General features: G+C 48.3%; 29 protein-coding genes. 25 read left to right on the top strand and 4 right to left on the bottom strand.

The genetic code is table 11. The annotated features are described in order from the left end of the window. Positions 1-25: 25 nt before the first annotated feature. Positions 26-2,530: a hypothetical protein gene (locus tag BT105_RS06935; RefSeq protein ID WP_072300028.1), complete on the bottom strand. Its 2,505-nt coding sequence runs from the start codon at positions 2,528-2,530 to the stop codon at positions 26-28. A 542-nt stretch (positions 2,531-3,072) separates the two neighbouring features. Here BT105_RS06935 and BT105_RS06930 point away from each other — a divergent pair. The 23 genes from BT105_RS06930 to BT105_RS06825 all read left to right on the top strand — a co-directional run bounded on the left by BT105_RS06930 (position 3,073) and on the right by BT105_RS06825 (position 21,050). After that, positions 3,073-4,095, top strand: coding sequence for a glycosyltransferase family 2 protein (locus BT105_RS06930; RefSeq protein ID WP_072300027.1), 1,023 nt, complete (start codon positions 3,073-3,075; stop codon positions 4,093-4,095). Between the two features lie 21 nt (positions 4,096-4,116). Further along, on the top strand, positions 4,117-5,202 hold the full coding sequence (locus tag BT105_RS06925) for a hypothetical protein (protein ID WP_072300026.1): 1,086 nt from the start codon (positions 4,117-4,119) through the stop codon (positions 5,200-5,202). 15 nt (positions 5,203-5,217) lie between these two features. Continuing rightward, positions 5,218-5,928: a hypothetical protein gene (locus BT105_RS06920; protein ID WP_072300025.1), complete on the top strand. Its 711-nt coding sequence runs from the start codon at positions 5,218-5,220 to the stop codon at positions 5,926-5,928. Positions 5,929-5,944: 16 nt separating this feature from the next. After that, positions 5,945-6,445: a 5-(carboxyamino)imidazole ribonucleotide mutase gene (purE, locus tag BT105_RS06915; RefSeq protein WP_072300024.1), complete on the top strand. Its 501-nt coding sequence runs from the start codon at positions 5,945-5,947 to the stop codon at positions 6,443-6,445. 43 nt (positions 6,446-6,488) lie between these two features. Further along, positions 6,489-7,145 (top strand): DUF4272 domain-containing protein, encoded by a 657-nt coding sequence (locus BT105_RS06910; RefSeq protein WP_072300023.1) that lies wholly within the window; start codon positions 6,489-6,491, stop codon positions 7,143-7,145. After that, complete coding sequence (locus BT105_RS06905; RefSeq protein ID WP_072300022.1) at positions 7,142-7,792, top strand: HAD hydrolase-like protein; 651 nt, start codon at positions 7,142-7,144, stop codon at positions 7,790-7,792. Before BT105_RS06910 ends, BT105_RS06905 begins: the two co-directional genes overlap by 4 nt. A 190-nt stretch (positions 7,793-7,982) precedes the next feature. Then, positions 7,983-8,702 carry a phosphoribosylaminoimidazolesuccinocarboxamide synthase gene (gene purC, locus BT105_RS06900; protein ID WP_072300021.1) on the top strand — a complete coding sequence of 240 codons (720 nt, stop codon included), beginning with the start codon at positions 7,983-7,985 and terminating at the stop codon, positions 8,700-8,702. A 3-nt stretch (positions 8,703-8,705) separates the two neighbouring features. Continuing rightward, positions 8,706-10,130, top strand: coding sequence for an amidophosphoribosyltransferase (locus tag BT105_RS06895; RefSeq protein WP_072300020.1), 1,425 nt, complete (start codon positions 8,706-8,708; stop codon positions 10,128-10,130). A 59-nt stretch (positions 10,131-10,189) separates the two neighbouring features. Further along, complete coding sequence (gene purM, locus BT105_RS06890) at positions 10,190-11,227, top strand: phosphoribosylformylglycinamidine cyclo-ligase (RefSeq protein ID WP_072300019.1); 1,038 nt, start codon at positions 10,190-10,192, stop codon at positions 11,225-11,227. 120 nt (positions 11,228-11,347) lie between these two features. Continuing rightward, a complete protein-coding gene (locus BT105_RS06885) occupies positions 11,348-12,229 on the top strand; it encodes an expansin EXLX1 family cellulose-binding protein (RefSeq protein ID WP_028514349.1) in 882 nt (293 codons plus the stop codon). A 46-nt stretch (positions 12,230-12,275) separates the two neighbouring features. Then, positions 12,276-12,899, top strand: a complete 624-nt coding sequence (purN, locus tag BT105_RS06880) for a phosphoribosylglycinamide formyltransferase (RefSeq protein WP_072300018.1) — start codon at positions 12,276-12,278, stop codon at positions 12,897-12,899. Between the two features lie 4 nt (positions 12,900-12,903). Further along, entirely contained in the window at positions 12,904-13,521 is a 618-nt protein-coding gene (locus BT105_RS06875) for a putative ABC transporter permease (RefSeq protein WP_072300017.1), read from the top strand. Between the two features lie 29 nt (positions 13,522-13,550). After that, the gene (locus BT105_RS06870; RefSeq protein WP_072300016.1) at positions 13,551-14,264 is read left to right on the top strand and encodes an IMP cyclohydrolase; all 714 of its coding nucleotides are present in this window, start codon (positions 13,551-13,553) and stop codon (positions 14,262-14,264) included. A gap of 26 nt (positions 14,265-14,290) precedes the next feature. Beyond that, on the top strand, positions 14,291-14,773 hold the full coding sequence (locus tag BT105_RS06865; protein WP_072300015.1) for a hypothetical protein: 483 nt from the start codon (positions 14,291-14,293) through the stop codon (positions 14,771-14,773). Between the two features lie 33 nt (positions 14,774-14,806). Continuing rightward, positions 14,807-15,988 (top strand): phosphoribosylaminoimidazolecarboxamide formyltransferase, encoded by a 1,182-nt coding sequence (locus tag BT105_RS06860; RefSeq protein WP_072300014.1) that lies wholly within the window; start codon positions 14,807-14,809, stop codon positions 15,986-15,988. A 55-nt stretch (positions 15,989-16,043) separates the two neighbouring features. Then, positions 16,044-16,613, top strand: coding sequence for a hypothetical protein (locus tag BT105_RS06855; RefSeq protein WP_072300013.1), 570 nt, complete (start codon positions 16,044-16,046; stop codon positions 16,611-16,613). A 144-nt stretch (positions 16,614-16,757) separates the two neighbouring features. Beyond that, positions 16,758-17,279 carry a hypothetical protein gene (locus tag BT105_RS06850; RefSeq protein WP_072300012.1) on the top strand — a complete coding sequence of 174 codons (522 nt, stop codon included), beginning with the start codon at positions 16,758-16,760 and terminating at the stop codon, positions 17,277-17,279. 21 nt (positions 17,280-17,300) lie between these two features. Next, complete coding sequence (locus tag BT105_RS06845) at positions 17,301-17,810, top strand: hypothetical protein (RefSeq protein WP_072300011.1); 510 nt, start codon at positions 17,301-17,303, stop codon at positions 17,808-17,810. A 64-nt stretch (positions 17,811-17,874) separates the two neighbouring features. Then, the gene (locus tag BT105_RS06840) at positions 17,875-18,156 is read left to right on the top strand and encodes a hypothetical protein (protein WP_072300010.1); all 282 of its coding nucleotides are present in this window, start codon (positions 17,875-17,877) and stop codon (positions 18,154-18,156) included. 47 nt (positions 18,157-18,203) lie between these two features. After that, entirely contained in the window at positions 18,204-18,359 is a 156-nt protein-coding gene (locus BT105_RS15010) for a hypothetical protein (RefSeq protein ID WP_177243943.1), read from the top strand. Between the two features lie 21 nt (positions 18,360-18,380). Further along, a complete protein-coding gene (purD, locus tag BT105_RS06835; protein ID WP_072300009.1) occupies positions 18,381-19,667 on the top strand; it encodes a phosphoribosylamine--glycine ligase in 1,287 nt (428 codons plus the stop codon). Between the two features lie 11 nt (positions 19,668-19,678). Beyond that, a complete protein-coding gene (locus BT105_RS06830; RefSeq protein ID WP_072300008.1) occupies positions 19,679-20,299 on the top strand; it encodes a hypothetical protein in 621 nt (206 codons plus the stop codon). A gap of 214 nt (positions 20,300-20,513) precedes the next feature. Then, the gene (locus BT105_RS06825; protein ID WP_072300007.1) at positions 20,514-21,050 is read left to right on the top strand and encodes a hypothetical protein; all 537 of its coding nucleotides are present in this window, start codon (positions 20,514-20,516) and stop codon (positions 21,048-21,050) included. A 207-nt stretch (positions 21,051-21,257) separates the two neighbouring features. Here BT105_RS06825 and groL read toward each other — a convergent pair whose 3' ends face one another. From groL to BT105_RS06805, 3 genes are all read right to left on the bottom strand, one after another. Next, positions 21,258-22,880 (bottom strand): chaperonin GroEL, encoded by a 1,623-nt coding sequence (gene groL / locus BT105_RS06815; protein WP_072300005.1) that lies wholly within the window; start codon positions 22,878-22,880, stop codon positions 21,258-21,260. Between the two features lie 115 nt (positions 22,881-22,995). Next, positions 22,996-23,268 (bottom strand): co-chaperone GroES, encoded by a 273-nt coding sequence (locus tag BT105_RS06810; RefSeq protein WP_072300004.1) that lies wholly within the window; start codon positions 23,266-23,268, stop codon positions 22,996-22,998. 150 nt (positions 23,269-23,418) lie between these two features. Beyond that, positions 23,419-24,534, bottom strand: coding sequence for a hypothetical protein (locus BT105_RS06805; RefSeq protein WP_072300003.1), 1,116 nt, complete (start codon positions 24,532-24,534; stop codon positions 23,419-23,421). A 58-nt stretch (positions 24,535-24,592) separates the two neighbouring features. Between BT105_RS06805 and BT105_RS06800 the strand changes: the two genes are divergently transcribed. Then, a complete protein-coding gene (locus tag BT105_RS06800) occupies positions 24,593-24,904 on the top strand; it encodes a YabP/YqfC family sporulation protein (protein WP_072300002.1) in 312 nt (103 codons plus the stop codon). Next, complete coding sequence (locus BT105_RS06795; protein WP_072300001.1) at positions 24,852-26,009, top strand: sporulation protein YqfD; 1,158 nt, start codon at positions 24,852-24,854, stop codon at positions 26,007-26,009. The genes BT105_RS06800 and BT105_RS06795 overlap by 53 nt, the downstream gene beginning before the upstream one ends. Positions 26,010-26,015 lie beyond the last annotated feature (6 nt).

Below are 26,015 nucleotides of genomic sequence, written 5' to 3'. Positions count from 1 at the left end.
CTCATTTCATTTGTGAATGACCGACTCAGAAGCCTCTCTTGTTCATTTCCTTTCTGAACTTAGCGTCGATCTTGTCCTGCTTCTTCTTAGCCTTGAGCTCGGACTTTGTCATGTAGCGAACGTCCTTGTCGAAAGACTGCTGAAGTCTTGGAGAAGCATTGTTCCTTCTGTTGTAGGAAGATGAAGCAGGAGCCTTGTACTCGTCGAATACAGGCACATTCTGCTGAGACTGAGCAAGCTGTCTCTTCTTTGCGGAATCATCGCCCATTGTTGAGAGAACGTCCTCAACAGAATTGAGGATAGGGCTGTTAGCCTGAAGTCCCTGTGTTTCGATGAGGTTCTTGTCAGCGTACTCTCTTGAGTTGGAAATAGCCTTGATGAATGCCTGTGATGTGGACTTTGCATGAGGATTTACAGCGATCTTGGAAATATTTGCTGTAGGAACGCCCTCTGTCGGTACAGGCTTCTTGGGAACGATAGACTTTGCAGGAGCCTGCTGTACAGGTGTGGGAGCAGGAGCTGCTGCAGCTCTCTGAGCCTGTGCTGCTGTCTGCTGAGCAGGTGCAGCCTGCTGAGGCTGTGCATTGAGAGGTGCGAATACAGGCTTGCCGTTCTGGTCATAGCCCATAAGTCTCATGGGAACGTATTTGTATACAGGCTGATTGTTAGCGTCATAACCTGCGAACTGGGGTACCTTTACTATCTGAGGCTGAGCCTGATTTGGCTGCCCAGCACCTGTATTCTGTGCATTAGCATCAAAATTATTATAATCACTCATATTAAATTCAAACTCCTCTTCTGCCATATATGGCGCATTATAGATTGGTGCATTTATATCATCAAGCACAGGTATCTGCATATTGTCATGACCTTGTGCAGCGATGTCATCGATTGTGGGCAGCTCGTCTAATTCGGGCGCTGTGATATCGTCAACTGTAGGAGCTCCGCTGAGAGCCTCTGCCGCAAGCTGTGCTGCGGAGGGAAGCTCGTCGAATTCGGGAGCTGTGATATCGTCAACTGTAGGAGCTCCGTTGAGAGCCTCTGCCGCAAGCTGTGCTGCGGAGGGCAGCTCGTCGAATTCGGGAGCTGTGATATCGTCAACTGTAGGAGCTCCGCTGAGAGCCTCTGCCGCAACGCTTGCAGCAGACGGGAGCACGTCATTTTCGGGAGCTACGATATCCTCAACAAGCGGGATATCTCCATACATATAAGCTGTATTCGGATCAATAGGCTGACCGTTCACAGGAGCAGCCGTATCACCATGAACAGGTGTGTTCAGACCGCCGGGGACTCCGCCGTATGGCTTTGAAGCCGCCTCGATCGCTGCGCCGATATCGTCGATAACAGGAGCAGTGATGTCTCCTATAGTCGGTATATCAAGGTCTGCCATTTCACCGGGCTGAACGTTTTCATAACCGTCGGGAGCAGCCACAGCACTTCCCTGTGCGGCAGCGTCGCCGCCGAAGAACTGGTCTGCAACATAATCCCACGCTGTATCCTGCGGAATATTCATCACAGGAGCGTCTGCATATTCGTCCATAGGTGTTATGACACCCTGTATAAGGTTGCCCTGAGCGTCATAAAGAGGCTGGCTGCCGTCGTAGATGACGGGCTGACCGTATACTGGCTCTTCCTGTACGGGAGCGCTGTTGTTTATCGAGAACAGGTTCATTATATCCTCGTCGCTGTGTACAGGCTGAGGAGCCGGTACAGGTTCGGGGACAACGGGCTGTTCATAGCCGTAGCCGCCGACAGGCTGCTGCGGAGCCGCATTATACTGCTGAGGTGCATTAGGCGCATTATAATAAGGTGCTGTATCTGTATTCTGTGTATGTTCAGGGGTTGGTATAGCGAACTGTGCAAGGAAATCGTCCTGTTGCGGAGCAGCAGCGGGAGCAGATGCTGCTGTATCGCCGGGCTTGTTTATTGCGAACTGTGCGAGGAAATCGTCTTCGGCAGCAGGTGCGTTTGCAGGTGCGGGAGCAGGTGCCTGTGCTTCGTTATTCGGAGCATTTATTGCAAACTGAGCAAGGCTTTCGTCCATAGGAACGCCTGTACCTGGAACATTCTTGCCGTCCTTATTAAGGAACTGATCGTAAAGCTCCTGTTCCTCGGCTTCTTTGGCAGCAGCCTCGGCAGCACGTTTTTCCTCTGCTGCTTTTCTCTGCTCCTCAAGAGCCTTCTTTCTCGCTTCCTCTTCCTTTCTCTTAGCATCGGGATCTCTTGTGATCCTTGCGGTAGTATTTCCCAGCGGAACGATTCCTGCGTCGTTCATGCCGAGCTTTTCACGCTTTTTCTCTTCCTTAAGAAGAAGAGCCATTTCCTTTTTGTCAGCTTTGATAAGCTTTTTAGCCAGATTGGCTTTACATTTCTCACAGGTTATCTCCTTCAGATCCGTCATCTGCGAAGTTCTGTGGAAACGAGTTACATTTTCAGGCTTAAGAAGGTTGATACCACAGCCTGTTTTCTTTTCGTTTTCGGTTCCGTGAACCAGCTTGTCAAACGAAGATGTTACCAGTGTTATATCCATATTCCTCTCTCCCAACCGCAGCAAACGCCGCATATTCCGCTTTTACGGCAGCGGAACGCCGATTTCCCACATCGCCGCAGGGCTTCGCTTAATGATATGACATCACCGCCTTGCGAAGCGTCCGCAGCGCGAACAACTATACAAGTATATTATACATGACATTTCAAAAAAAATCAACACTTTCTTCAAAAATGAACGCAAAAATTATACCGATTTTAAAATTTTCGGTGAAAATAACAAATCGTTATTGATTTTTTTGTCAGAAATTCCATACTTTGTTTAAGGTAAATTATACAAATAATAACATACGCAAATACGCCATATTTCGTTATTTTTTTGTTTTTTGCCTCCTGCCCGACTATCAGATAGACCAAAAACAGCTCCCTTATGTGTCATTATTTTACATAGGTGTAAAAAATTATGAAATCATACATTTTGCTATTGCATTATCATGGATTTTGTTGTATTATTAATAGTGTATTGGCAGATACGGAAACAGCTTTTCCTGCTCTGTCACAGCTTCTTTAAAAGGAGGAAAAAACGTGAAACTCGTTTCAGTAGTAGTTCCATGCTATAATGAGCAGGAAGTCCTGCCCATGTTCTACGAAGAGATAACCAAGGTGACTGACCAGATGTCAAAGGATTTTCCAGAGCTTACCTTTGAGTATCTTTTCATAAACGACGGCTCAAAGGACACCACTCTTGACATTCTCCGCTCTCTCTCGGAAAGGGACAAGCGGGTGAGATATATTTCGTTTTCCCGTAATTTCGGCAAGGAATCAGGTATGTACGCAGGTCTGAAAAACGCAAAGGGCGACTTTGTGGTCGTTATGGACGCAGACCTCCAGCACCCCCCTGCTTTCCTGCCCCAGATGTACAGCTATGTGCGCAACGGCGAGTACGACTGTGCCACAACGCGCCGCGTCAGCAGACAGGGCGAATCAAAGGTGCGCTCATGGTTCGCAAGACTTTTCTATAAAATAATGAACAAAATATCCCAGACTGAGATAGTGGACGGCGCTCAGGATTTCCGCTTCATGACAAGGCAGATGGTGGACGCTATCCTCGATATGACCGAGTACAACCGCTTCTCAAAGGGAATATTCAGCTGGGTGGGCTTCAACACCAGATACATCGAATACGAGAACGTAGAGCGCCCCGCAGGTACTTCCTCATGGTCGTTCTGGGGACTCTTCAAGTACTCCCTTGAGGGTATCATGGCATTCTCGACAGCTCCGCTGGCTATCGCCTCACTGCTGGGAATCATCACCTGCTTCATAGCTTTCGTACTGATAGTCATCACTATCATCAGGTCCATGTTTGGCTGGCTGGACGCTCCCGACGGATATCCCACAATGCTGTGTCTTATATTCCTTTTCAGCGGCTTGCAGCTTTTCAGCGTGGGCATTCTCGGACAGTACCTTTCAAAGACCTACCTTGAGACGAAGAATCGTCCTATATATATAACCAAGGAGACTGAGGACCTCTACCGTCAGCGCAAGGCTGAGGCTCAGAAGTCAGCTCCACAGACAAGCGGCAATGCTCCCGAAAATGAGAGCAAGTGACCGTGAGGAGGCTTTGAGATAATGAACAAACACACAAGACTCATAGTCTCCCTGTTATTTATCGGTATCATCGTGCTTGCAGTCGCTATTACCCGCTTTTACTCCAGAACGGAAAAGAGCGCAGACAGCAGCAAATCGCAGAACGACATTGTAAAAAGGCTGAACTTTGATTCCTCAGGCAACCGCGCGTTCAAGAACGACGAAGGACTTGTGGGCATCTTCGACAGCAGTGAACGCATTATTGTCTATCCCGAATGGAAGAGCATAAAGTTCACCAATAACAAGGACATATGTATCGCTTCTAAGGATATCCATGACAAGGAGCTCTACGGCTGCATAGACTATGAGGGAAATATCGTTGTTCCCTTTGTTTACTCGAATATAGATCTCAAATCCAGTGCCGAGCGCGTGTTCTACATCGCTGATACTGCCGACAAGAAATCATCTGTTGTCTATAACAGCAATTTCGATCCCTGCTTTTCAAGAGCATGGGACAGCTGCGAATACGAAAGCGGCGAGCTCACTGTCAAAGAAGGCAACGACTCTTATGTATATCTTGTGAAAAACTCGGTGTTCATTTTCAAGAAAGCCACAGTAAACGGCAATGTTCTTGACCTCCCATATACCGTTGAGGTAAACGCTTCGGGGCTGACAGTGCCCATGATAAAAAAAATAAACGAATATATAGGGAAATACGTGGGATTCGTTTACGAAAGAGACCCTAAAGAAGCAGAAAAGCTGCTCTCGGAAATGAAGGTCTCATCTAATGATAAGATCAGCGGACTTTTCCCTGACGAAAAAAAGGTAACATCTAAAAAGCTTCTCGGCTTATCGGATATCACGGTGACATCAGCACCGTCAAGCGGCAAACTGCCGCAGTACATGGTCACTCTGAAAGCACTCACAGGTATCACCTACAAGAACGAGGAGAACAAGCCTAAGCGCCTTAAAGGCGAATATGAGGCTGTTATCATGTTCACAGGCAGCTCAGAGGACGACTTAAAGATGATATCAGGCTATTTCATCGATGAAAAGCCCGATTATCCAACACCTGCTCCCGAAGTTCAGACTGACGCTCAGCCCGAGACAGAGCCGCAGGAGAACTGATAAAAAGGAAAAAATATGAAAAGAAAGCTTGCATTTATCGCCGCAGCCGCTCTGCTTATGACAGCAGGCTGCGGAAAAATAAACGATCCTGCTGCTGAGACAGAGGAAAACACAACAGTCACCGAGGCTGAGACCACCACCGCCGAGGAGACCTCCGAGACAGCTGAGGAAACCACTGCCGAGCCGACTGCTGCCGCTCCCGAAACAACTTCGGAAGCTCCCGCGGAAAACAACGCCGCAGCAGGCATAAATGTACTGTCGGAGCTCCGCACAGGCATGACAGAAGATGAAGTCTTCTCCATTATAGGTGAGAATTACGACTACAAATCAGATGTGCGCTACAATTCAATGGAATACGATTACAGCTTTGCGTCCGATGAGGTTTTCGGCACAGGGCTCAGCGGATATATGTTCGCAGAGTTTGATAGTGAGAGCAAACAGCTCATATGCTGCGGCTATCACATCGGCGCTGTAGGCAATGTGGATGAGTCAGAACACCCATACGGCGAAGATAAGCTTGCAGAGGGCTATGCAAAGGTCATTGAAAAGCTCACCGCCGACTACGGTGACGGACAGCGTCCCATAGAATACTCAGGCGAGGGCATAAAGGACGAAATATCATGGAGTGACGGCTCCGACCAGCTCTGGGCTATATACGGCACAGACCTGTGGGGTAAGGAAAGCGGCGTGAACGAGATGATCGTCTCGCGTTCTATAGAAAGATAAATAAGGAGAAAAAATCATGGCTAAAAAAGTTGCAGTTATCATGGGAAGCGACAGCGACTTCCCTGTTGTGAAATCAGCTCTCACAGAGCTCAAGAAGTACGGCGTAGAGTTCGAGTGCCGCGTAATGAGCGCTCACAGAACTCCTGCTGAGGCTTGCGAATTTGCTTCAAACGCAAGAGCAAACGGCTTCGGCGCTATCATCTGCGCAGCAGGCATGGCTGCTCACCTTGCAGGCGTTGTGGCAGGTCACACAACTCTCCCCGTTATCGGCATACCTATGAAGTCAAAGGCTCTCGAGGGAGTTGACGCTCTCCTCGCTACAGTTATGATGCCTCCCGGAGTACCTGTTGCTACTGTTGGTATCGACGGAGCCAAGAACGCAGCTGTACTCGCTGTACAGATGCTCTCTCTTGCCGACGAGGAGCTGGCTGCAAAGCTTGCTGCCGAGAAAAAGGCAATGGCTGAGGGCGTTATCGCCAAGGACAAGGCTTTACAGGAGCAGATAGCTGCTCTTTAAGGCATAAACGACATCATATTTCACTGCAAAAGGAGGTTTATTCATGACACCCGAAGAAAGAAAAGCCAATTCCGAGAGGATACTCACTGAAAAAGGTATCGGCTTTCAGGAGGAGATCCCCCCTATAAAGCCTGCTTCAGAGGTAAAACTCAGAAGCTTTGACGACATATGCAAGCGTGCTATAGCCGCTCTGCTCTCAACACAGTCGGCTATCGAGCTCAGCGACAAGAATCCCGAGGGCATTGAGAAATTCAAGCGCCTTATGGTATATTTCGGCGTCGAGGAATGTCTCAACAAGTATGAAACGCTTGTCATGGAGAAAAGAGCCTCCAAGGAAGACCTGGTCGAGGTAGTCTGGGAGTACGAGTGCTGCTGGGCACTGTTCTGGATACTTGGACTTGTAGACGATATCACAGACGCAGGAAAGATATGCGACTGCGAAAAGGCTATAAGATTCGTTTCACAGTGCGAGAGCTTTGATGATTTCAAGTCTCAGTGCAGTCTGAGAAGCGTTGACGAGATACTGGACATGGCTGACCTCTATTTCCGCTATGACTGGGCTTGCGACCACCACAACCACATCGACAGCGACTGGGCTGTGGGTGAGCTCGACAGTGATATAGTTTACGAGCGCAGACTGGCTATCGAGTGGACAATGAGGAACACCGACGACTGGTTCGATATCCAGCTTGATACATGACAGATAATTTCGATACCCTTTTATTCGACCTTGACGGCACTCTTACCGATTCCACCGAGGGAATTGTCAGATGCCTTGAATACGCCTTAGAGCGCATGGGATTTGATATACCCGAGGATACGAATAAATTTCTCGGACCGCCGCTGTACCGCTCCTTTGCGGAGTTCTGCGGCATGAACGAGGAGCAGGTAAACGAGGCTGTCAGGATATTCCGCGAAAGGTACTCCACCGTGGGGCTCTTCGAGAACCGCGTTTACGAGGGAGTCCCCGAAATGCTGAAAAGGCTCAGAGACGGCGGCAAAAGGATAATGGTCGCCACCAGCAAGCCCGAGGTGTACGCGGTGCGCATATTTGACAGATTCGGACTGTCGCAGTTCTTTGAAATAGTTGGCGGAGCCAATATAAACGGCACCCGAAACGACAAGGACGAGGTCATCGAGTACGTTCTCGGAAAGGCAGGTATTTCCGACAGGAGCTCTGTGCTCATGATAGGAGACCGCAGACAGGACGTTATCGGAGCTCATAAGACAGGGCTGAAATGCATGGGTATTCTCTGGGGCTTCGGCTCAATAGAGGAGCTCACCGAAGCAGGGGCGGACTTCATAGCAGAAACGCCGATCAAAGCAGCGGATATGCTGCTCCAATAACTATTCATAATTCGTAATTCATAATGCATGATCGCGGTGTCACCTCGCGACATATTTAAATAATATCGCATAAGCGATACGATAATTATGAATTAAGCATTATGCATTGATTTTAAGCCTACAATTTCCGCGATGATGCGGAATTGCATATACAATCATTCATTTATTATTCTCAAGGAGGAATTTTAAAATGTCAAACATCGAAAAGAAGGAACAGCTCTATGAGGGCAAGGCTAAGAAGGTCTATGCTACAAACGATCCTAACCTCGTGATCGTTGATTACAAGGACGACGCAACTGCGTTCAACGGCGAGAAGAAGGGCACTATCTCAGGCAAGGGCGTCATCAATAACAAGATGACAAACTATATGTTCAAGATGCTCGAAAAGGAAGGCGTTCCCACTCATCTCGTTGAGGAGATCAGCGACCGTGAAACTATCGTTAAGAAGGTTTCCATCGTTCCCCTTGAGGTAATCATCAGAAACGTTGCAGCAGGCAGCTTCTCAAAGAGAATGGGCGTTGAGGAAGGCAAGAAGCTCCTCTGCCCTATCCTTGAATTCAGCTACAAGAACGACGATCTCGGCGATCCATTCATCAACGACTACTACGCACTCGCTCTCGGTATCGCTACCAAGGAGGATATCGACACTATCTCAAAGTACGCTTTCAAGGTAAACGAGTTCATGGTAAAGTTCTTCAAGGGACTCAACATCGACCTCATCGACTTCAAGATCGAGTTCGGTAAGACTGCTGACGGCACTATTATCCTCGCTGACGAGATATCACCTGATACCTGCCGCTTCTGGGATTCAACAACCCACGAGAAGCTTGACAAGGACCGCTTCCGCAGAGATATGGGCGGCGTTGAAGAAGCATATCAGGAAATCATGAAGAGACTTATGGGAGAGTAATATATGGGCGGTTTTTTTGGTGCAGCCTCTAAAAACGACTGCGTTACCGACGTATTCTTCGGAACAGATTATCACTCACATCTCGGCACAAGACGCGGCGGTATGACCTCATGGTCTGAGGAGAACGGCTTTCAGAGAAATATCCACAGCATTGAAAACTCTCCTTTCCGTACAAAGTTCGAGAATGACGTAACAAATATGAGAGGCAAGCTCTGTATCGGCTGTATCAGCGATACAGATCCTCAGCCTATCCTCGTGCGCTCAAAGCTTGGCATATACGCTATCTGCTCTGTAGGTATCATCCGCAACGCTGACAAGCTGGTAGACGAGCTCCTTGAACAGGGCTGCGCTAACTTTGAGTCGATGAGCAGCGGCAATATCAACTCGGGCGACCTTATCGGCGCTCTTATCGCACAGAAGAACTCCTTCGTTGAGGGTATCCGCTATGCTCAGGAGAAGATAGAGGGCACTATGTCCCTCATTATCCTCACTAAGGACAGCATTATCGCTGCAAGAGACCAGTTCGGCAGACTTCCTATCATCATAGGCAAGAGAAGCGACGGCTTCTGCCTTTCAACAGAGTCCTTCGCTTTCCAGAAGCTGGGCTATGCCACATACAAGGAGCTTGAGGCAGGCGAGATAGTTGAGCTCACAGCCGACGAATGTAAGACCATTGCCGAGGGCGATCCTTCAAAGATGAAGATATGTACATTCCTTTGGACATACTATGGTTATCCGAATGCTGTATACGAGGGCGTCAACGTTGAGGTGATGCGTACCCGCAACGGTGAGATAATGGCTGAAAACGACATCAAGAACGGCAGACTTCCCGATGTTGACTATATCTGCGGAGTTCCCGATTCAGGTACTCCTCATGCTATCGGCTATGCTAACAAGAGCGGCATACCATTCGCAAGACCGTTCATCAAGTATACTCCCACATGGCCGAGAAGCTTCATGCCTACAAATCAGAGCATGAGAAATCAGGTAGCTAAAATGAAGCTCATTCCCGTACATGAGCTTATCAACGGCAAAAAGCTCCTCTTTGTTGACGACAGTATCGTAAGAGGAACACAGATGAGAGAGACCGTTGAGTTTCTCTACGAGCACGGCGCTAAAGAGGTACATATGCGCTCTGCCTGTCCACCTATAATGTACGGCTGCAAGTACCTCAACTTCTCACGCAGCACTTCCGAAATGGAGCTTATCGCCCGCCAGATAATCGACGAATTTGAAGGCCCTGTAGGCGTAAGACACATCGAGGAATACAGCAATTCCGCAACAGACAGAGGACGCAGACTCAGAGATGAGATATGCAAGAGACTCCGCCTTACCTCACTGGAATTCCAGACTCTTGAGGGCACAGAAAAGGCTGTAGGTCTTGACGCCTGCAAGCTCTGCACATATTGCTGGAACGGTAAAGAATGAAACTATAATTCTGTCTCCCTGCCTGCGGCAGGGAGACAGGCGACTATGGAGGTAGATTAATGAACAACAGTTTTTCCGAAAGCTACAAGAAGGCAGGCGTTGACGTTACCGCAGGCTACAAGTCAGTTGAGCTGATGAAGGAGCACATCGCCCGTACTATGATAAAAGGCGCTCTTTCAGGTATCGGCGGCTTCGGCGGTCTCTTTGAGCTGGATATGACAGGTATCAGCAAGCCTGTTCTCGTTTCGGGCACAGACGGCGTTGGTACTAAGATAAAGCTGGCTTTCATCATGGACAAGCATGATACTGTAGGTATCGACTGCGTTGCCATGTGCGTAAACGATATCATCTGCTGCGGCGCAAAGCCACAGTTCTTCCTTGATTATATCGCCTGCGGCAAGAACTTCCCCGAGAAGATAGCTACTATCGTTTCAGGCGTAGCAGAGGGCTGCGTTCAGGCACAGTGCGCTCTCATCGGCGGCGAGACTGCCGAGCACCCAGGTCTTATGCCCGAGGACGAGTACGACTTAGCAGGCTTCTCTGTAGGCGTTGTTGACAAGGACAAGATCCTCCAGCCCGATACCCAGAAGGCAGGTGACGTTCTCATCGCTATCAAGTCCAGCGGCGTTCACTCAAACGGATTCTCTCTCGTAAGAAGAGTCTTTGACGTAAACGAGCAGAACCTCAATATGCACTTCGACGACCTCGGAACTACCCTCGGCGAGTGCCTCCTCACACCTACACGCATCTATGTAAAGGCTGTAATGAGCCTTCTTGACGCTGTTAAGGTAAAGTCTATCTCTCATATCACAGGCGGCGGCTTCTATGAGAATATACCACGTTCTCTCCCCAAGAACCTCGCTGCAAAGATCGAGAGAAACGCAGTACAGGTGCTACCTATCTTCGACCTCATCAAGAGAACAGGCGATATCCCGGAAAGAGATATGTTCAACACCTTCAACATGGGCGTCGGCATGATAGTTTCTGTTGACAAGAACGACGCTGACAAGGCTATCGCTGCTATCAAGGCAGCAGGCGAGGACGCTTACGTTCTCGGCGAGCTTGTCGAGTCAGAGGAAGGCGTTATCATCTGCTGATAAAGCAAGAGATACTTCAAACATCATAGCAATTACCGCAAAAATATCCGAATTCACAATAAAAACTACAAGCACCACGGGATATGGGATTTGGAAGATTTTTAAAGTATGGTGATGTTTATGAAATTTGTAAAATTTGCGGCTGTGGGAATGGTTTGCGCCATTCTTGCAGCGTCGCCTTTATACGGCGGAGCTGCTTCACAGATAGATATGGATTATAACTCCGACGGCAGAGTGGACAGCTTTGACCTTATAACCGCCCGTAAGAACAAGGAGATATCAAGAGCCGAGCTCAATGCTCTCCAGAAGTTCGTGCTGGGCGTAAACGGCAAGATACCCACCGAATTCGAGATACCCGACCTGCCCATTGACGAGGACGCTATCCTCGAACCAAAGGGCACTGTACATACAGGCGAGGGTACTTTCTACGGCGGAGGCTATACAGGCGGTCACGCTATGCTTGATCCCGTTTCCCACGACTACTGGATAGTCGCTATGAACCACTCCGACTATAACGAAGCACAGCTTGCAGGCGCTTATCTTGAAGTCACAGGCGAGCTGGGCACTATCAAAATGCTGGTAACAGACGAGCTCCCCGAGGGCAAAAAGGGCGACCTTGACCTCTATACGGACGCTTTCCCACTCATCGCTCCCGTTGAGAAGGGCAGAGTTCCCGTAAGCTGGAAGATAATCCCCCTTGATACCGCGGCAACAGCTCCTATCTCATTCAAATACAAAGAGGGCAGTACAGAGTTCTGGTGCGGAGTACAGGTGCGCAATCACCGCTACCCCATAACCAAGCTTGAATACCTCAATGAGGACGGCGAATTCGTTGAGATACCGCGCCGCCCGTACAATTATTTCGAGACCAGAGAAATGGGCAAGGGACCTTTCACATTCCGCATAACCGATATTTACGGTCAGGTGGTAATAGACAAGGATATCCCCTTGTCCTACGACGATACCGAGATAATACAGGGACACGTTCAGTTCCCCGAATAAGCGGCTGAGTATCCCCTGCCGCTTTTATACAAAGGAGGAAAACCTCATGAAGAATATAGTCGTGCTCGTTTCGGGCGGCGGCACTAATTTACAGGCTCTTATCGACGCCGAAAAGTCAGGCGTCATCAAGGGCGGAAAAATAACCTGCGTTATCTCCTCAAAGGAAGGCGTGTACGCTCTTGAAAGGGCGGCGCAGAATGGCATAAAAAGCCGCGTTATCCCGCGTAAGGAGTACGCTGATATAGCATCCTACACAAAGGCAGTAACCGACGCTCTCATCGAGGAAAAGGCAGACCTTGTGGTATATGCGGGATTCATGACCATACTCGACGAGCAGGTAGTAAAGGCGTTCCCCTACAAAATGATGAACGTTCACCCTGCACTGATACCCAGCTTCTGCGGAAAGGGCTTCTACGGACTGCACGTCCATGAGGCTGCTCTTGCGGCAGGAGTAAAGCTCTCGGGCGCAACGGTACATTTCGTAACCGAGGAGTGTGACGGCGGACCGATAATAATACAGAAGGCTGTCCCCGTAGAAAACGGTGATACTCCCGAGTCACTCCAAAAGCGCATAATGGAACAGGCTGAGTGGAAGATACTCCCCGAGGCCGTTTCACTGTTCTGTCAGGACAGGATAGAGATAATCGGCGGAAAAGCCTACGTAAAGTAAAATCATGGCAAAAATAAAGGAATTATTGGAAAAACAGAACATTCAGAAGCTGTTTCTATGCTTCTGGATGTACGCGGTTCTTGGCTGGTGCTACGAGGTATTCCTCGAAACAGTGGTCTACCGCTGGGGCTTTCACAACAGAGGCAATATGTTCGGTCCCTACTGTCCCATATACGGCGTGGGAGCACTTCTGTTCCTGCTGTGCTTCGGCTGGCTCATGAAAAAAAAGGACGTAAAATGGCTGAATATCGTAAAGCCGCTGCTCATCTTTCTCGGCTGTATGGCTGTGGCGACTCTGGTGGAGCTTGCCGCTACCTACATTCTTGAAGCCACAACAGGCTCATGGCCGTGGCAGACCTACGCACGGTACAAGTACAATTTTCAGGCGCGTATCGCCCTCAGTACCTCTGTCCGCTTCGGACTTGGCGGTATGCTGTTCATGTATATAGTACAGCCATTCTTCGACTGGCTCCTTGCAAAGCCAAAGAAAAGAACTCTCAATATCATCACCCTTGCGGTGCTGGTGATAGTCCTGACGGACTTCATATTCACAAAGGCAACAGGCTACACGCCAAAGCTGGCAGAAGCCGCTATGTTCATACATCATATATTTATCCACTGATATACAATTATCCGAAAGGAGTATTTATTATGAAAAAGCTTGATTTAGCAAAGGAACTCAGCACAAACGCTTACCCCGGAAGAGGTATCGTCATCGGTAAGAGCGACTGCGGAAAGTACGCTGTAACCGCTTACTTCATCATGGGCAGAAGCGAGAACAGCCGCAACCGCGTATTCATCGAGGACGGCAAGGGTATCCGCACAGAGGCTTTCGATCCCTCCAAGCTCACTGATCCCCACCTCATCATCTACGCTCCCGTAAGAGTTCTCGGCAATAAGCTCATCGTTACAAACGGCGATCAGACCGATACTATCTACGAACTCATGGACAAGCAGTACACCTTTGAGCAGGCTCTCCGCACAAGAGAATTCGAGGACGACGCTCCTAACTTCACACCTCGTATCTCAGGCATACTCCGCTTCGGCGAGGAGGGCTTCAACTACGCAATGTCTATCCTCAAGAGCGCTAACGGCAATCCCGATTCCTGCCAGAGATACACATTCAGCTACACAAATCCTATCGCAGGCGAGGGACACTTCATTCATACATATATGGGCGACGGTTCTCCCCTTCCCAGCTTCGAGGGCGAGCCTAAGCTCGTAGGCATCAGCGGCAATATCGACCAGTTCACAGATATGCTCTGGAACAACCTCAACGCTGACAACAAGGTTTCTCTCTTTGTCCGCTATGTGAACCTCGAAAACAATACTGAGGAAACACGCATCGTAAACAAGAACAAGTAATAACGCCGCCTTTCGGCTTGATAATTATGAAAATATCATTTGATCTTGATGAAACTCTGTTTGTGAATTCTGCGGAAGTCCCCACAGAGCCCGAGCTTAAATTCCCGTATAACAAGCTATACAAGGATAAGCTGAGAAAGGGCGCTGTGAAGCTTCTCACGGAGATAAACAAGTCCGATACAGAGCTGTGGATATACACTACCTCCAACAGAACGGAGCGCTATATCAACGGTATCTTCAAGCATTACGGCATAAGGATAGACAGCATAGTCAACGCCGTCCGCCACGAAAAAGAAGTGGCAAGGGGCAGGGCGAATTTCCCGTCGAAATATCCTGCGGCTTACCGCATAGACCTCCATGTGGACGACGAAAAGTCCGTCTACGAAAACGGTATCGCCAACGGCTTCCGTGTGTACCGTATAAGCAACGACGATGCAGACTGGGCTGACAATATCCGCAAAGAGCTTGAAAGGATAAGAAAAGTCAATCAGGCAGATCAAAAGGCATAAGAATTATGAATTATTATAAGGAGGACATTAACAATGTCAAATGAAATGCAGTTAAAATACGGCTGTAACCCGAATCAGAAGCCTTCAAGAGTTTATATGGCTGACGGCAGCGAGCTCCCTATCGAGGTGCTCTGCGGAAAGCCCGGATATATCAATCTTCTCGACGCTTTCAACGGCTGGCAGCTCGTTAAGGAGCTGAAGGCTGCTACAGGTATGTGCGCAGCTACTTCATTCAAGCACGTATCTCCTGCTGGAGCTGCTATCGGCAGACCTCTCAGCGACGACCTCAAGAAGATATACTGGGTAGACGACCTTGGCGAGCTCACTCCCCTTGCAAGCGCTTACGCAAGAGCAAGAGGCGCTGACAGAATGTCCTCTTACGGCGATTTCATCGCTCTTTCAGATAAGGTTGACGTCTGCACAGCAAAGATGATACAGCGCGAGGTATCAGACGGCGTTATCGCTCCCGATTATGAGCCCGAGGCTCTGGATATACTCAAGTCCAAGAGAAAGGGCACTTACTGCATTCTCAAAATGGACGAGAACTACAAGCCTGCTCCTATCGAGACAAAGCAGGTTTACGGCGTATCCTTCGAGCAGGGACGCAACGAGCTTGACATCAACCGCGAGCTTCTCGCTAACGTTGTTACAGAGAACAAGGATATCCCCGACGACAAGAAGGACGACCTCCTTATCTCTCTTATCACACTTAAATACACACAGTCCAACTCCGTTTGCTACGTAAAGGACGGACAGGCTATCGGTATCGGTGCAGGACAGCAGTCCCGTATCCACTGCACACGTCTTGCAGGTCAGAAGGCTGACAACTGGTGGCTTAGACAGTCCCCACAGGTAATGGGACTCCAGTTCGTTGACGATATCCGCCGCGCAGACCGCGACAACGCTATCGACGTTTACATCGGTGACGAGTACGAGGACGTTCTCCGCGAGGGCGAGTGGCAGCGTATCTTCAAGGTAAAGCCTGCCGTATTCACACGCGAGGAAAAGAAGGCATGGCTTGCCAAGAACACAGGCGTTTGCCTCGGTTCAGACGCTTTCTTCCCATTTGGCGACAACATCGAGCGTGCTAAGAAGTCAGGCGTTGAGTACATTGCAGAGCCCGGCGGTTCTATCCGTGACGACAACGTTATCGAGACCTGCAACAAGTACAACATCGCAATGGCATTCACAGGTATCCGCCTGTTCCACCACTAATGACCTACGGGCTGCGGTCAGGATATGACCGCAGCCTTTACTATGGAGAGATATTATGAAAAAATACAGGATAACAGCTGTTATGGTTGCTTCGCTGATGCTGTTCACAATGGGCAGCTGTATGGAAAAGAAGGCTGCTCCCAACTCCTCGGAGAGCTCAACGGAAGCCGCATCAGATGTCATTATGACGGAAAACGTCCGCAGCGGCGCCAAGTACGAAAACGGCACCTACAGCGGCGAGGGCTTTTCGCTGTATGCAGATCCGAATATCTGGAAATGGAACGGCGATAACAGCGAAGCTGCCTGCGATCTGCAGCTCATTGTGGATAAGGAGATAAACACCTGCGGTATCAGCGTCTATGTATCAGACGACGACCACGGCGGCAAAAGCGCTCAGGATATAGTTATGAACGCTGATAATAAGGATATCGTCTTCACGGGAGCAGCTGCTACCTCGGCAATGACCTTCTATTACTACGAATGGGCTATAGACGACAATACCCACGGCAGAACTTATTTTGCAGACTTTAACGGCAAGTACCTCTGCGCATACGCCGAGAGCACCAATTTCGGCTATGTCGAGAGCAAGATATCAGAACTCCTCGGAAGTATTAAAACCAGTTAAAACACCGTTATCTCCCCTATCGCAGACGGTGAAAATAACTCAATAAAGCTCTTGAAAAATTCCCCGTACTGTGTTATACTATACTTGTATATGCAAAACATGGGATAAATACTGCGTGTTATATCGCTTCAGGGGGGAGATATAATGGGAAACTATAATTCCATAAAGCTGGAAAAGCTCTATATAGCTGCCGCTTTTCTCTGCGGACTTTATATGTTGCTGTCTGTACTGATGTATATTCTGTCAGGCGGCATATTCGGACTTTTCTCAGGCTCGGGCGACGACTATGTCCCCGTCCACCCCGAAATGATGATATCAGGCAAATGCAAGGCTCTGCTGTGTATTTCCGAAGCAGTATGGCTCCCGTTCATAATATACATACTCAGCTGTGTGGGCTGGGCGTTTTCCGCAAAGAGATGCAAACGCACCCTTAAAGCCGCACCTGCTCTCTGGATAGCAGGCTTTATTGCCGAGCATATCATAGCTCTGCTCATTTCACATTCATCAATGACTAAGTATATCTCAGAGGGCTGGCTCATTCAGCGCACTGAATATATAAATTTCTTCCTTGGCATTTTCCTTGTGGGAGCACTCGTGCTGGTCTGCACGGCTGCCGCTCTCGGAATAGACGAGGACAGACACGTTAAGCACCTGAAATACAAATAATCACCAAATAAAGGAGAAACAATGTCAAAACCGAATATACTAAGAGTCACACAAATCGTCGCAGTTCTTCTCACTATTACAAAGCTTGCGCTGGATATCTTCTTTGTGCTGAATAACTACTATTCAGTGCATACAGCTCTTTTCGGCGAAAAGCTTCAGCAGGACGTTCTGCCAACGGATATAAAAATGGGGCTTATTATCGAAGCCCTTATAATTTCCGCTCCCATAGGAATAGTTGCTACGGTAAACTATACCAAAACCGATATGAAACAAAAAAGAGGCATCATAACCGTGATCGCAGCAGGTCTGATGTTCTTTACAGATTATCTCACTTCCGTTATACTTCACCGCACTGTATTTTTATCCCTTGCGGATAAGTACGGTGAAAAGGTCATATCCACAGTATCGTCTATCAATTCCGCAAGAAGCTTCACGGGAGTGCTTAGCTGTATGGCGCTTGTCATGATATGCTGCTGCGGCGCTGTGGAGATATACGGCGGAGCTTTAAAGAACTCCGAAAGCCCTGCATAAGGAGAACACTAATGGAAAAAGGCACGGCATAAATACTGCGCTTCGTCTGGCAGCTGCATTTTTTGTGGTAAAATTTGTACTGGATATGCTCATATTATGCTGTGAGCCCCTGCAAAAGCTTTTCTGGCTTATGCTCGGGAACTCATCATTGCTGGATAAAGAGCTTTCCGGCATTGCGATAATAATATCCGCAGTTTCGCTCCTTATCGCGCTTCTGCCGAAATGCATACTGGCATTTTATGATCTCGGCAAAAAGGATATGCAGAAGCAGCGCGGACTGATAACTATTATCCTTACGGCAGGTTTTTCACTGCTTTCATCGTTTTCTCCAATGCAGCAGGTCTGATAATAGGCTTGAGAACATCTCAGTATGAGTTATTGCTTATAAACATATTGTCACGTCCGCGAGCTGTTACGGGCTTGCTTTCAACTGCCGCAACGATAGTTCTTTACTGCTGCGGAGCCATAGAGCTTTACAACGGCGCTGAAAAGCCCACATATCCGCCATATAGCGGTGAAAATATCAACACGGAAGATACTTTATCTTAAATATACAGGAGGAATTTCCCAATGAAGAACGTATTAGTAGTAGGCGGCGGCGGACGCGAGCACGCCATTATCATGAAGCTGGCTGAGAGCCCCAAGGTAGGCAAGCTTTACTGCACACCCGGCAACGGCGGTATCTCAAAGTACGCTGAATGCTTCAATGTAGGCGCTACAGATGTCGACGGCGTAGTAGCTCTCGCAAAACAGCTCAAGCCCGATATGGTAGTTGTTGCTCCCGACGATCCCCTTGTACTCGGTATGGTGGACGCTTTGCAGGCAGAGGGCTTCATGACTTTCGGTCCTAAGGCAAATGCCGCTATCATCGAGGGCTCTAAGGTGTTCTCCAAGGAACTCATGAAGAAGTACAATATCCCTACAGCCTTTTACGAGGTCTTCACTGAATCCGACAAGGCTATTGCTTATCTCAAGGAGCAGAACAGCTATCCTGCTGTTATCAAGGCTGACGGTCTTGCTCTCGGAAAGGGCGTTATCATCGCTCAGAACGAGGAGGAGGCTGCTGCCGCTGTACATGAGATGATAGACGAGCTCAAATTCGGCAAGAGCTCTGCACGTATAGTTATCGAGGAATTCCTCACAGGTCCAGAGGTATCCGTTCTCAGCTTCACAGACGGCAAGACAATGGTGCCTATGATATCTTCGATGGACCACAAGAGAGCTCTCGACGGCGACAAGGGACTCAACACAGGCGGTATGGGAACTATCTCGCCTAACCCCTGCTACACCGAGGATATCGCAAAGGAATGCATGGAAAAGATATTCATTCCTACCATGAACGCTATGAATGCAGAGGGACGCACCTTTGAGGGCTGTCTCTACTTCGGACTTATGATAACTCCAAAGGGACCAAAGGTCATTGAATACAACTGCCGCTTCGGCGATCCCGAAACACAGGTAGTTCTCCCAATGCTTGACGCTGACCTTTACGAGATATTCGAGGCTATCTACAACCACCAGCTTGACAAGGTCGATATCAAGTGGCACAAAGGCAGCTGCGCCTGCGTAGTTATGGCAAGCGGCGGCTATCCCGAGAGCTATCCTAAGGGAATTGAAATGAACGGCTTTGACGAAAAGGGACAGGTCGAGGGCTGCTTCGTGTACCATGCAGGCACCAAGCTCTCCGACGACGGAAAGTTCCTCACAAACGGCGGACGTGTTATCGGTGTGACCGCAAAGGGCGACAGCTTACAGGCTGCTCTTGACAAGGCTTACGAGGGAGTTTCAAAGATAAGCTTTGAGGGCGCACACTACAGAAAAGACATCGGACAGAGAGCGCTCAAGGCTCTCGGTTAAGGAGCTTCGCCATGCATGAACGTCTAAACAGCGGAATAAAATTCTGCATTATCGGAAATATCCTGTTTCTTGCATTCAGTATAGTGTGCTTTATCTTTTACACTACCTATAACGCAGGCTCGCTGCTGTCCGCAATACTGGAATATCTGGCATACGGTCTGGAGTTTTCGGGCTTCGGAGCGTTTATATTCGGCGACTGGCTCATATCCTCGTCTATCAGGTTCAGAGGACTTATGAAGCTGTGCCTTACACTGTATATAATCCTCGAAGCAGTAATGATGGTGCTGGAACTCAATGCCTACAGGTTTGAATTCTACCGCCCCTATTCCAGAGCCCTTGCAATATTCCATTCAGCTATTTCGGGCTTTGTATGCCTTACATTTTTACAGCTGGACAAGGACAAGAAAAAGCTTGAACTCATGGTCATCATATGCATTGCTATGATGTTTGCGGGAATGTTCGGAAATATCCTCGGAATAAGAATTTATTTCAGTATCCTTGTCAACGCTGTAGCATATGCGGTAATGTTCTATTCTATCGCAAGACTTATCAGAAACGACGAGATAGAAGTCGACTGCCACGGAGACAGGGCAAGAGTCGCTGAATTCAAAAGTACAATTGTTGACGACTAAAAAGCCTGTACTTTAACCGTGATACTCATATAGGAACTTATATTTATTTATCGGGGGAAACCTTTCTGAGGAAAGGCTTCCCCCGAACCCATTTCCAGAGACTTTTATCTGTTTTTTCTCAGCCAGAGCGCTCAGGCATTTTAAATTGACAATTCATTCATTTGGCTGTATAATAACTAATATATGTAATAAGTTATGATCAGGAGGTCGTAAAATGGACGGAACGGCATTAATGATATATCTAACGCTTCTTTTTGTGGGCGCAGTCTGCGGAGCCTTATGGCTGATACTTCTGATAATCGGCTGTGTTAAAAAGAACAAAAAGCGAATCGTATTGTCATTTATCCCTCTTGGAGTATTTGCGTTAATTGCAGGCAGTATATTTGCTTATGACGCTGTAAAAACACATAATTTCAATAATATCCCATGTCTTGAAGTAAAAAAAGATACGGTCACCATACTGAACAACGGTACAGGCTCAATGGGAAGCAAATCAAACTATGTCCTTGCAGAAGAAGATGAAAACGGTAATATAATCGTCAGAAGCACTGAAAGAAGCACTATAAAATATAAAGGCAGTGTTTTTGTCCCTGCTAATGACAGCATTTTAACGGAGACAGACCAGCCTTACTACCACTCGCATATCCATGAAAAATTCGGATATACATTCAAAGCCAATAAAACAGGAACTGCATATGTATGCATTCTGGAAAGTGACTGCGGAAGTCCTGCATATCTGGATATATTATAAGATTGCCGTTGACAATGAAAAAAACGCTGCGGCTGATAATATCAGGCATATAAACTGTGATAATAATTTCAGGAATGAATTGCCCAAGGAGTTTTCATTCCTTATGGAAGCGTTTGATGAGCTGAATATAAAATAATAAAAAGGCGAACCTTTCGGTTCGCCTTTTTATTATTCCAAATTCCGAATTGATAATCAGCAAGCTGATTATCAATACATTCCGCCTGCTGGCATTGCAGGAGCAGCAGGTGTGTCCTCCTTGATATCAGCAACAAGGCTCTCTGTTGTAAGAACCATTGAAGCTACAGAAGCAGCGTTCTGGAGTGCGCTTCTTGTTACCTTTGTAGGATCAACGATACCTGCAGGTATCATGTCTGTGTAAACCTCGTTGTATGCGTCGAAGCCGTAGCCTACCTTGCGTGAACGTACTATCTTGTCAACGATAACACTGCCCTCAAGACCTGCGTTCTCAGCTATCTGACGTACAGGAGCTTCAAGAGCCTTGAGGATTATCTTAGCGCCTGTCTTCTCGTCGCCCTCAAGTGTAGGAACGAGCTTGTTTACAGCAGGCATAGCATTTACGAATGCTGTACCGCCGCCTGCTACGATACCCTCTTCAACAGCTGCCTTTGTAGCTGCAAGAGCGTCCTCGATACGGAGCTTCTTTTCCTTCATCTCGATCTCTGTAGCTGCGCCGACCTTGATAACTGCAACACCGCCTGCAAGCTTAGCAAGTCTTTCCTGAAGCTTCTCGCGGTCGAAATCAGATGTTGTAGTCTCGATAGCTGCACGGATCTGGTGAACTCTTGACTCGATAGCCTTCTTATCGCCTGCACCGTCAACGATGATAGTGTTCTCCTTCTGGATAACTACCTGCTTAGCCTGACCGAGCTGCTGGATAGTAGTCTCGCTGAGTTCAAGACCGAGCTCAGAAGAAATTACCTCGCCGCCTGTGAGAACTGCAATATCCTTGAGCATTTCCTTACGTCTGTCGCCAAAGCCCGGAGCCTTTACAGCTGCAACCTTGAATGTGCCTCTGAGGTTATTGAGGATAATTGTTGTGAGAGCCTCGCCCTCAACGTCCTCTGCAATAATAACGAGCTTCTTGCCCATCTTTACGATCTGCTCAAGAAGTGGAAGGATCTCCTGGATAGAAGATATCTTCTTATCAGTGATAAGAATGAAAGCATCGTCGTAAACAGCTTCCATCTTGTCTGTATCTGTAACCATGTAAGGTGAGATGTAGCCTCTGTCGAACTGCATACCCTCAACTACCTCGCTGTAGGTCTCAGCAGTCTTGCCTTCCTCGATAGTGATAACGCCGTCAGAAGTTACCTTTTCCATAGCCTCTGCAATGAGCTTACCAACATTTTCGTCAGCAGAAGAAACTGTACCTACCTTAGCGATATCCTCTGTGCCCTGTACAGCCTTTGAGTTGTCAATGATAGCCTTTACAGCAACATCAACAGCCTTTGCGATACCCTTCTTGAGCACCATAGGATTAGCACCTGCTGCAATGTTCTTCATACCCTCGCGAACGATAGTCTGAGCGAGAAGAGTTGCAGTTGTAGTACCGTCGCCTGCAGCGTCATTTGTCTTTGTAGCAACTTCCTTAACGAGCTGTGCGCCCATGTTCTCGAAAGCGTCCTCAAGCTCGATGTCCTTGGCGATAGTAACACCGTCGTTTGTAATAAGGGGAGCGCCGAACTTCTTGTCAAGAACTACGTTTCTGCCCTTTGGTCCCATTGTTATTCTTACAGTATCAGCAAGCTTGTCGATACCTGCCTGAAGTGACTTTCTTGCGTCTTCGCCGTACTTTATATCCTTAGCCATGATATTATTCTCCTTTTAATTATATTTAAATCTGTAGGGAACGGCGCCTCGCCGTTCCATGCATAAGTCATTTGTATATTCGGAACGCCGGGGACGGCGTTCCCTACAATAGTTCTTACTTAACAGTAGCGAGAATGTCTTCCATCTTTACGATGATGAACTCCTCGCCTTCAAGCTTTACATTTGTGCCTGAATACTTTGAGATGAGCACCTTGTCGCCCTTTTTAACTTCGATTTTAACATCAGAGGTTCCGGGACCTACCTCAACGACCTCAGCGACCTCAGGCTTTTCCTTTGCTGAACCTGAAAGAATGATACCGCTCTTTGTGGTCTCCTCTGCCTCGACCATTTTAACAACTACTCTGTCCTGTAAAGGTTTGATAGTCATGATATATACCTCCTAAAATAATAATTAACAGTTTAGATTAGCACTCTTTCTCTCCGAGTGCTAATTATATTTTACCACCTTTTTACAATAAATCAAGCCTTTTCTGCAAGCTTTCACAATTTTTGGCACTATACACAAATAATTCAACTTTCAGCAGCTTTTTGTGTGCTGTAAGCTGCTTTTGCCGCCAAATTCCAATATCAGCATAACCGTCATTATGATAAGCATTACCGACGGCACAGGGGAGCTGTTCCCTGCGCTGCTTATCCGCGGCAACATGACTTCTGTAACTTCTCCCGTCATAAAAAAAGGCATTATGAGCCTGCATATGAAGAAGCTGAGAACTGCCGCTGCGCTTCTCATTATTATAAAGTATTTCATTGAAAGCTTTCCTGCGGTCAGTGCCCTTAGCTGACACAGCACACAGACTCCGCCAAATGCAGTCAGGGCGCTGATATACGGCAGCAGCAGCCAGTCGCCGCAGGGAAGCTTGCTGATATTCGTAACATCTAAAAATGCGGCGACTAATACCTCGCCGCGTATGCGGTCGAGGTCGGTGAGCTTCCCCAGAAGCTCACCTGCTGCTGCCGTCGCGCCTGTTCGGGCAAGGGCGGCGTTTGCGGCTGCAAACGCCGCTATCATAATGCATATGTCTGCCATAGCCCTGCCGCTGCGCAGGACGCAGTCGGTGAGCATATCAGCCGATATGCTCACTCTGCGGGGGACGCTCCGCGCCCCCGCAGTTCTGCGCAGCGGCACCGACAGAAGCAGAGCAAGGATAATATTTGCGGAAATTGTTGATATCAGTATGACCAGCCCTGCATTGCGTGACGAGTAGAGCTGCCGCGAGATACAGCCGAAAATAAAGGCAGGACCTGCTCCGAAGCAAAGCCCCGAAAGGAGCTCCGCCCGTCTTTTGTCAAGCCTGCCGCAGGAGCACTCCTCACATAGCATTTTCACCCCCACGGGATAGCCTGCTATCATGCCAAAGGTAAATACAGGCAGCTCACTGCCTTCGATGCCAAAAACAAGCCTGCTGAGCCGTCCGAAACAGCGCGGCATAAGCGCTGTCATACCGCTTGTCGTTATCATGGAGGATACTATCATCATGGCAAACAGAGACGGTATAACGATATCTATGCAGCGCTGAATGCTCTCCCCTACTGCCTCGGCAGCTCCGCCCGTATCGCCGAGAAAATACACGAATGCAGCCGATATCGCCATTATTTTTGCGGCTTTTATGGCTTTTTCGGCGTATTTTTTCATAATCATCACCCCATAAATCATATTATTGGAAATGAAAAAATATACGGGAGTGAAGCTTATGTTTGAATGGCTTGCGGAGCTCACAAGGGAGACTCTTTATCTTAATACGAGCATACATATTTCGGGAAACAACGAGCTTATCATCGACAATTGCCAGAGAATAGAGGAATACAACGAGGTCTTCATGCGGCTTCTGTCGGGAGGTCTCTACATAAATATCCGCGGCAGTGATTTACGAGCATACGATTTCCGCACAGGGGGACTTGTTATCCGCGGCTGTATCGAAAATATCGAATTCACGGAAAGGAGCAGACGTCATGAAAATGAAGAGAAGCATGAGGATAAACGCCAAAGGGAAACAACTGAATAGGTTCATCAACGCCATACATCAGCACAGGATAGACTGCCGCGGACAGTTCTGCCGAGGCGAGGTCTTTTACTTTGATATCTACCGCCGCGACTTGAGTGAGATTCGGGATATAGCGAAAAGCTGCGGCATAGAGCTGAAAACTGCCGAATATGACAGCCTTTCCGCGCGGCTTTTCCGCTACCGCAGGCGTTTGGGACTTCTCGTCGGCGTATTGCTGGCGTTTACGGCGGCTCTGTACTTCTCGCAGGTGGTTGTCACTATCGAAATCGAGGGAAACTCCGTTGTCAGCGACGAAGTCATACTCTCAGCTCTCGAAGAGCTGAACATTAAGGCTGGAACACCCGTCTGCAAAATAAATATCCCCTACTGCGAGAACAAGCTCCGACTTATGATAGACGACGTGGCGTGGGCAGGTATCCGCCACACAGGCAGCCGCTTAGTGGTGCAGGTCACCGAGGTGGAGCACGTACCCGAAATGCTCCTTGACCGCGTCCCCTGCAACATAGTCGCCAGCCGAAACGCCGAGATAAGCTCCGTCCTCGTCCGAAGCGGTCAGCTGAAGCATATCGTGGGAGATTACGTTCCCAAGGGAACTATCCTCATCAGCGGCGTTGACGAGACCGAGAACGGACGCACCTTCGTTCATCATGCTATGGGAGATATCCGCGGCATATATGAGGAAAATGTCAGCTTCTCCGCTCCTTTTCACGCAGAAGAAGCCCTTCCCACAGGCAGGACCGATACTCAGCGCACCCTGCGGCTTTTCAGTCTCGATATCCCCCTCTATTTCGGCAAAAGAAACAGCTCCGCAGCCTCGGAAACAGAGGAGAAAAACGCCGTTATCTTCGGGCACGAGCTGCCCCTCGGCATAAAAACACGGACTGTCGCTGAAACAACTGTCACCGAAAAGGATTACACCGAGGAGGAGCTCACAAAAAAGCTCATGGAGCGCGTCTATCTCTACGAGAACAACTTCCTCGGTGACGGCACAAAGATACTCAGCCGCGATATCATCACAGAAACAAACGACGGTGCTCTCACTCTCCGCGCCGCATACAGGCTGGAGGGCAGTATCTGCGAGCAAAGGGATATCTTCATAAAATGAACCCGC

Source organism: Ruminococcus flavefaciens (assembly GCF_900119075.1).
Taxonomy (GTDB): Bacteria; Bacillota; Clostridia; order Oscillospirales; family Ruminococcaceae; genus Ruminococcus; species Ruminococcus flavefaciens_Q.
The sequence above is the reverse complement of the archived record's forward strand: the minus strand, read 5'-3'. Positions and strand labels throughout refer to the sequence as shown.

What these genes read in the sequence shown, in the direction of transcription:
- BT105_RS06935 (WP_072300028.1), bottom strand. Translation starts at nt 2,530, where the DNA reads ATGGATATAACACTGGTAACATCTTCGTTTGACAAGCTGGTTCACGGA.
- BT105_RS06925 (WP_072300026.1), top strand. Translation starts at nt 4,117, where the DNA reads ATGAACAAACACACAAGACTCATAGTCTCCCTGTTATTTATCGGTATC.
- BT105_RS06920 (WP_072300025.1), top strand. Translation starts at nt 5,218, where the DNA reads ATGAAAAGAAAGCTTGCATTTATCGCCGCAGCCGCTCTGCTTATGACA.
- purE (WP_072300024.1), top strand. Translation starts at nt 5,945, where the DNA reads ATGGCTAAAAAAGTTGCAGTTATCATGGGAAGCGACAGCGACTTCCCT.
- BT105_RS06910 (WP_072300023.1), top strand. Translation starts at nt 6,489, where the DNA reads ATGACACCCGAAGAAAGAAAAGCCAATTCCGAGAGGATACTCACTGAA.
- BT105_RS06905 (WP_072300022.1), top strand. Translation starts at nt 7,142, where the DNA reads ATGACAGATAATTTCGATACCCTTTTATTCGACCTTGACGGCACTCTT.
- purC (WP_072300021.1), top strand. Translation starts at nt 7,983, where the DNA reads ATGTCAAACATCGAAAAGAAGGAACAGCTCTATGAGGGCAAGGCTAAG.
- BT105_RS06895 (WP_072300020.1), top strand. Translation starts at nt 8,706, where the DNA reads ATGGGCGGTTTTTTTGGTGCAGCCTCTAAAAACGACTGCGTTACCGAC.
- purM (WP_072300019.1), top strand. Translation starts at nt 10,190, where the DNA reads ATGAACAACAGTTTTTCCGAAAGCTACAAGAAGGCAGGCGTTGACGTT.
- BT105_RS06885 (WP_028514349.1), top strand. Translation starts at nt 11,348, where the DNA reads ATGAAATTTGTAAAATTTGCGGCTGTGGGAATGGTTTGCGCCATTCTT.
- purN (WP_072300018.1), top strand. Translation starts at nt 12,276, where the DNA reads ATGAAGAATATAGTCGTGCTCGTTTCGGGCGGCGGCACTAATTTACAG.
- BT105_RS06875 (WP_072300017.1), top strand. Translation starts at nt 12,904, where the DNA reads ATGGCAAAAATAAAGGAATTATTGGAAAAACAGAACATTCAGAAGCTG.
- BT105_RS06870 (WP_072300016.1), top strand. Translation starts at nt 13,551, where the DNA reads ATGAAAAAGCTTGATTTAGCAAAGGAACTCAGCACAAACGCTTACCCC.
- BT105_RS06865 (WP_072300015.1), top strand. Translation starts at nt 14,291, where the DNA reads ATGAAAATATCATTTGATCTTGATGAAACTCTGTTTGTGAATTCTGCG.
- BT105_RS06860 (WP_072300014.1), top strand. Translation starts at nt 14,807, where the DNA reads ATGTCAAATGAAATGCAGTTAAAATACGGCTGTAACCCGAATCAGAAG.
- BT105_RS06855 (WP_072300013.1), top strand. Translation starts at nt 16,044, where the DNA reads ATGAAAAAATACAGGATAACAGCTGTTATGGTTGCTTCGCTGATGCTG.
- BT105_RS06850 (WP_072300012.1), top strand. Translation starts at nt 16,758, where the DNA reads ATGGGAAACTATAATTCCATAAAGCTGGAAAAGCTCTATATAGCTGCC.
- BT105_RS06845 (WP_072300011.1), top strand. Translation starts at nt 17,301, where the DNA reads ATGTCAAAACCGAATATACTAAGAGTCACACAAATCGTCGCAGTTCTT.
- purD (WP_072300009.1), top strand. Translation starts at nt 18,381, where the DNA reads ATGAAGAACGTATTAGTAGTAGGCGGCGGCGGACGCGAGCACGCCATT.
- BT105_RS06830 (WP_072300008.1), top strand. Translation starts at nt 19,679, where the DNA reads ATGCATGAACGTCTAAACAGCGGAATAAAATTCTGCATTATCGGAAAT.
- BT105_RS06825 (WP_072300007.1), top strand. Translation starts at nt 20,514, where the DNA reads ATGGACGGAACGGCATTAATGATATATCTAACGCTTCTTTTTGTGGGC.
- groL (WP_072300005.1), bottom strand. Translation starts at nt 22,880, where the DNA reads ATGGCTAAGGATATAAAGTACGGCGAAGACGCAAGAAAGTCACTTCAG.
- BT105_RS06810 (WP_072300004.1), bottom strand. Translation starts at nt 23,268, where the DNA reads ATGACTATCAAACCTTTACAGGACAGAGTAGTTGTTAAAATGGTCGAG.
- BT105_RS06805 (WP_072300003.1), bottom strand. Translation starts at nt 24,534, where the DNA reads ATGAAAAAATACGCCGAAAAAGCCATAAAAGCCGCAAAAATAATGGCG.
- BT105_RS06800 (WP_072300002.1), top strand. Translation starts at nt 24,593, where the DNA reads ATGTTTGAATGGCTTGCGGAGCTCACAAGGGAGACTCTTTATCTTAAT.
- BT105_RS06795 (WP_072300001.1), top strand. Translation starts at nt 24,852, where the DNA reads ATGAAAATGAAGAGAAGCATGAGGATAAACGCCAAAGGGAAACAACTG.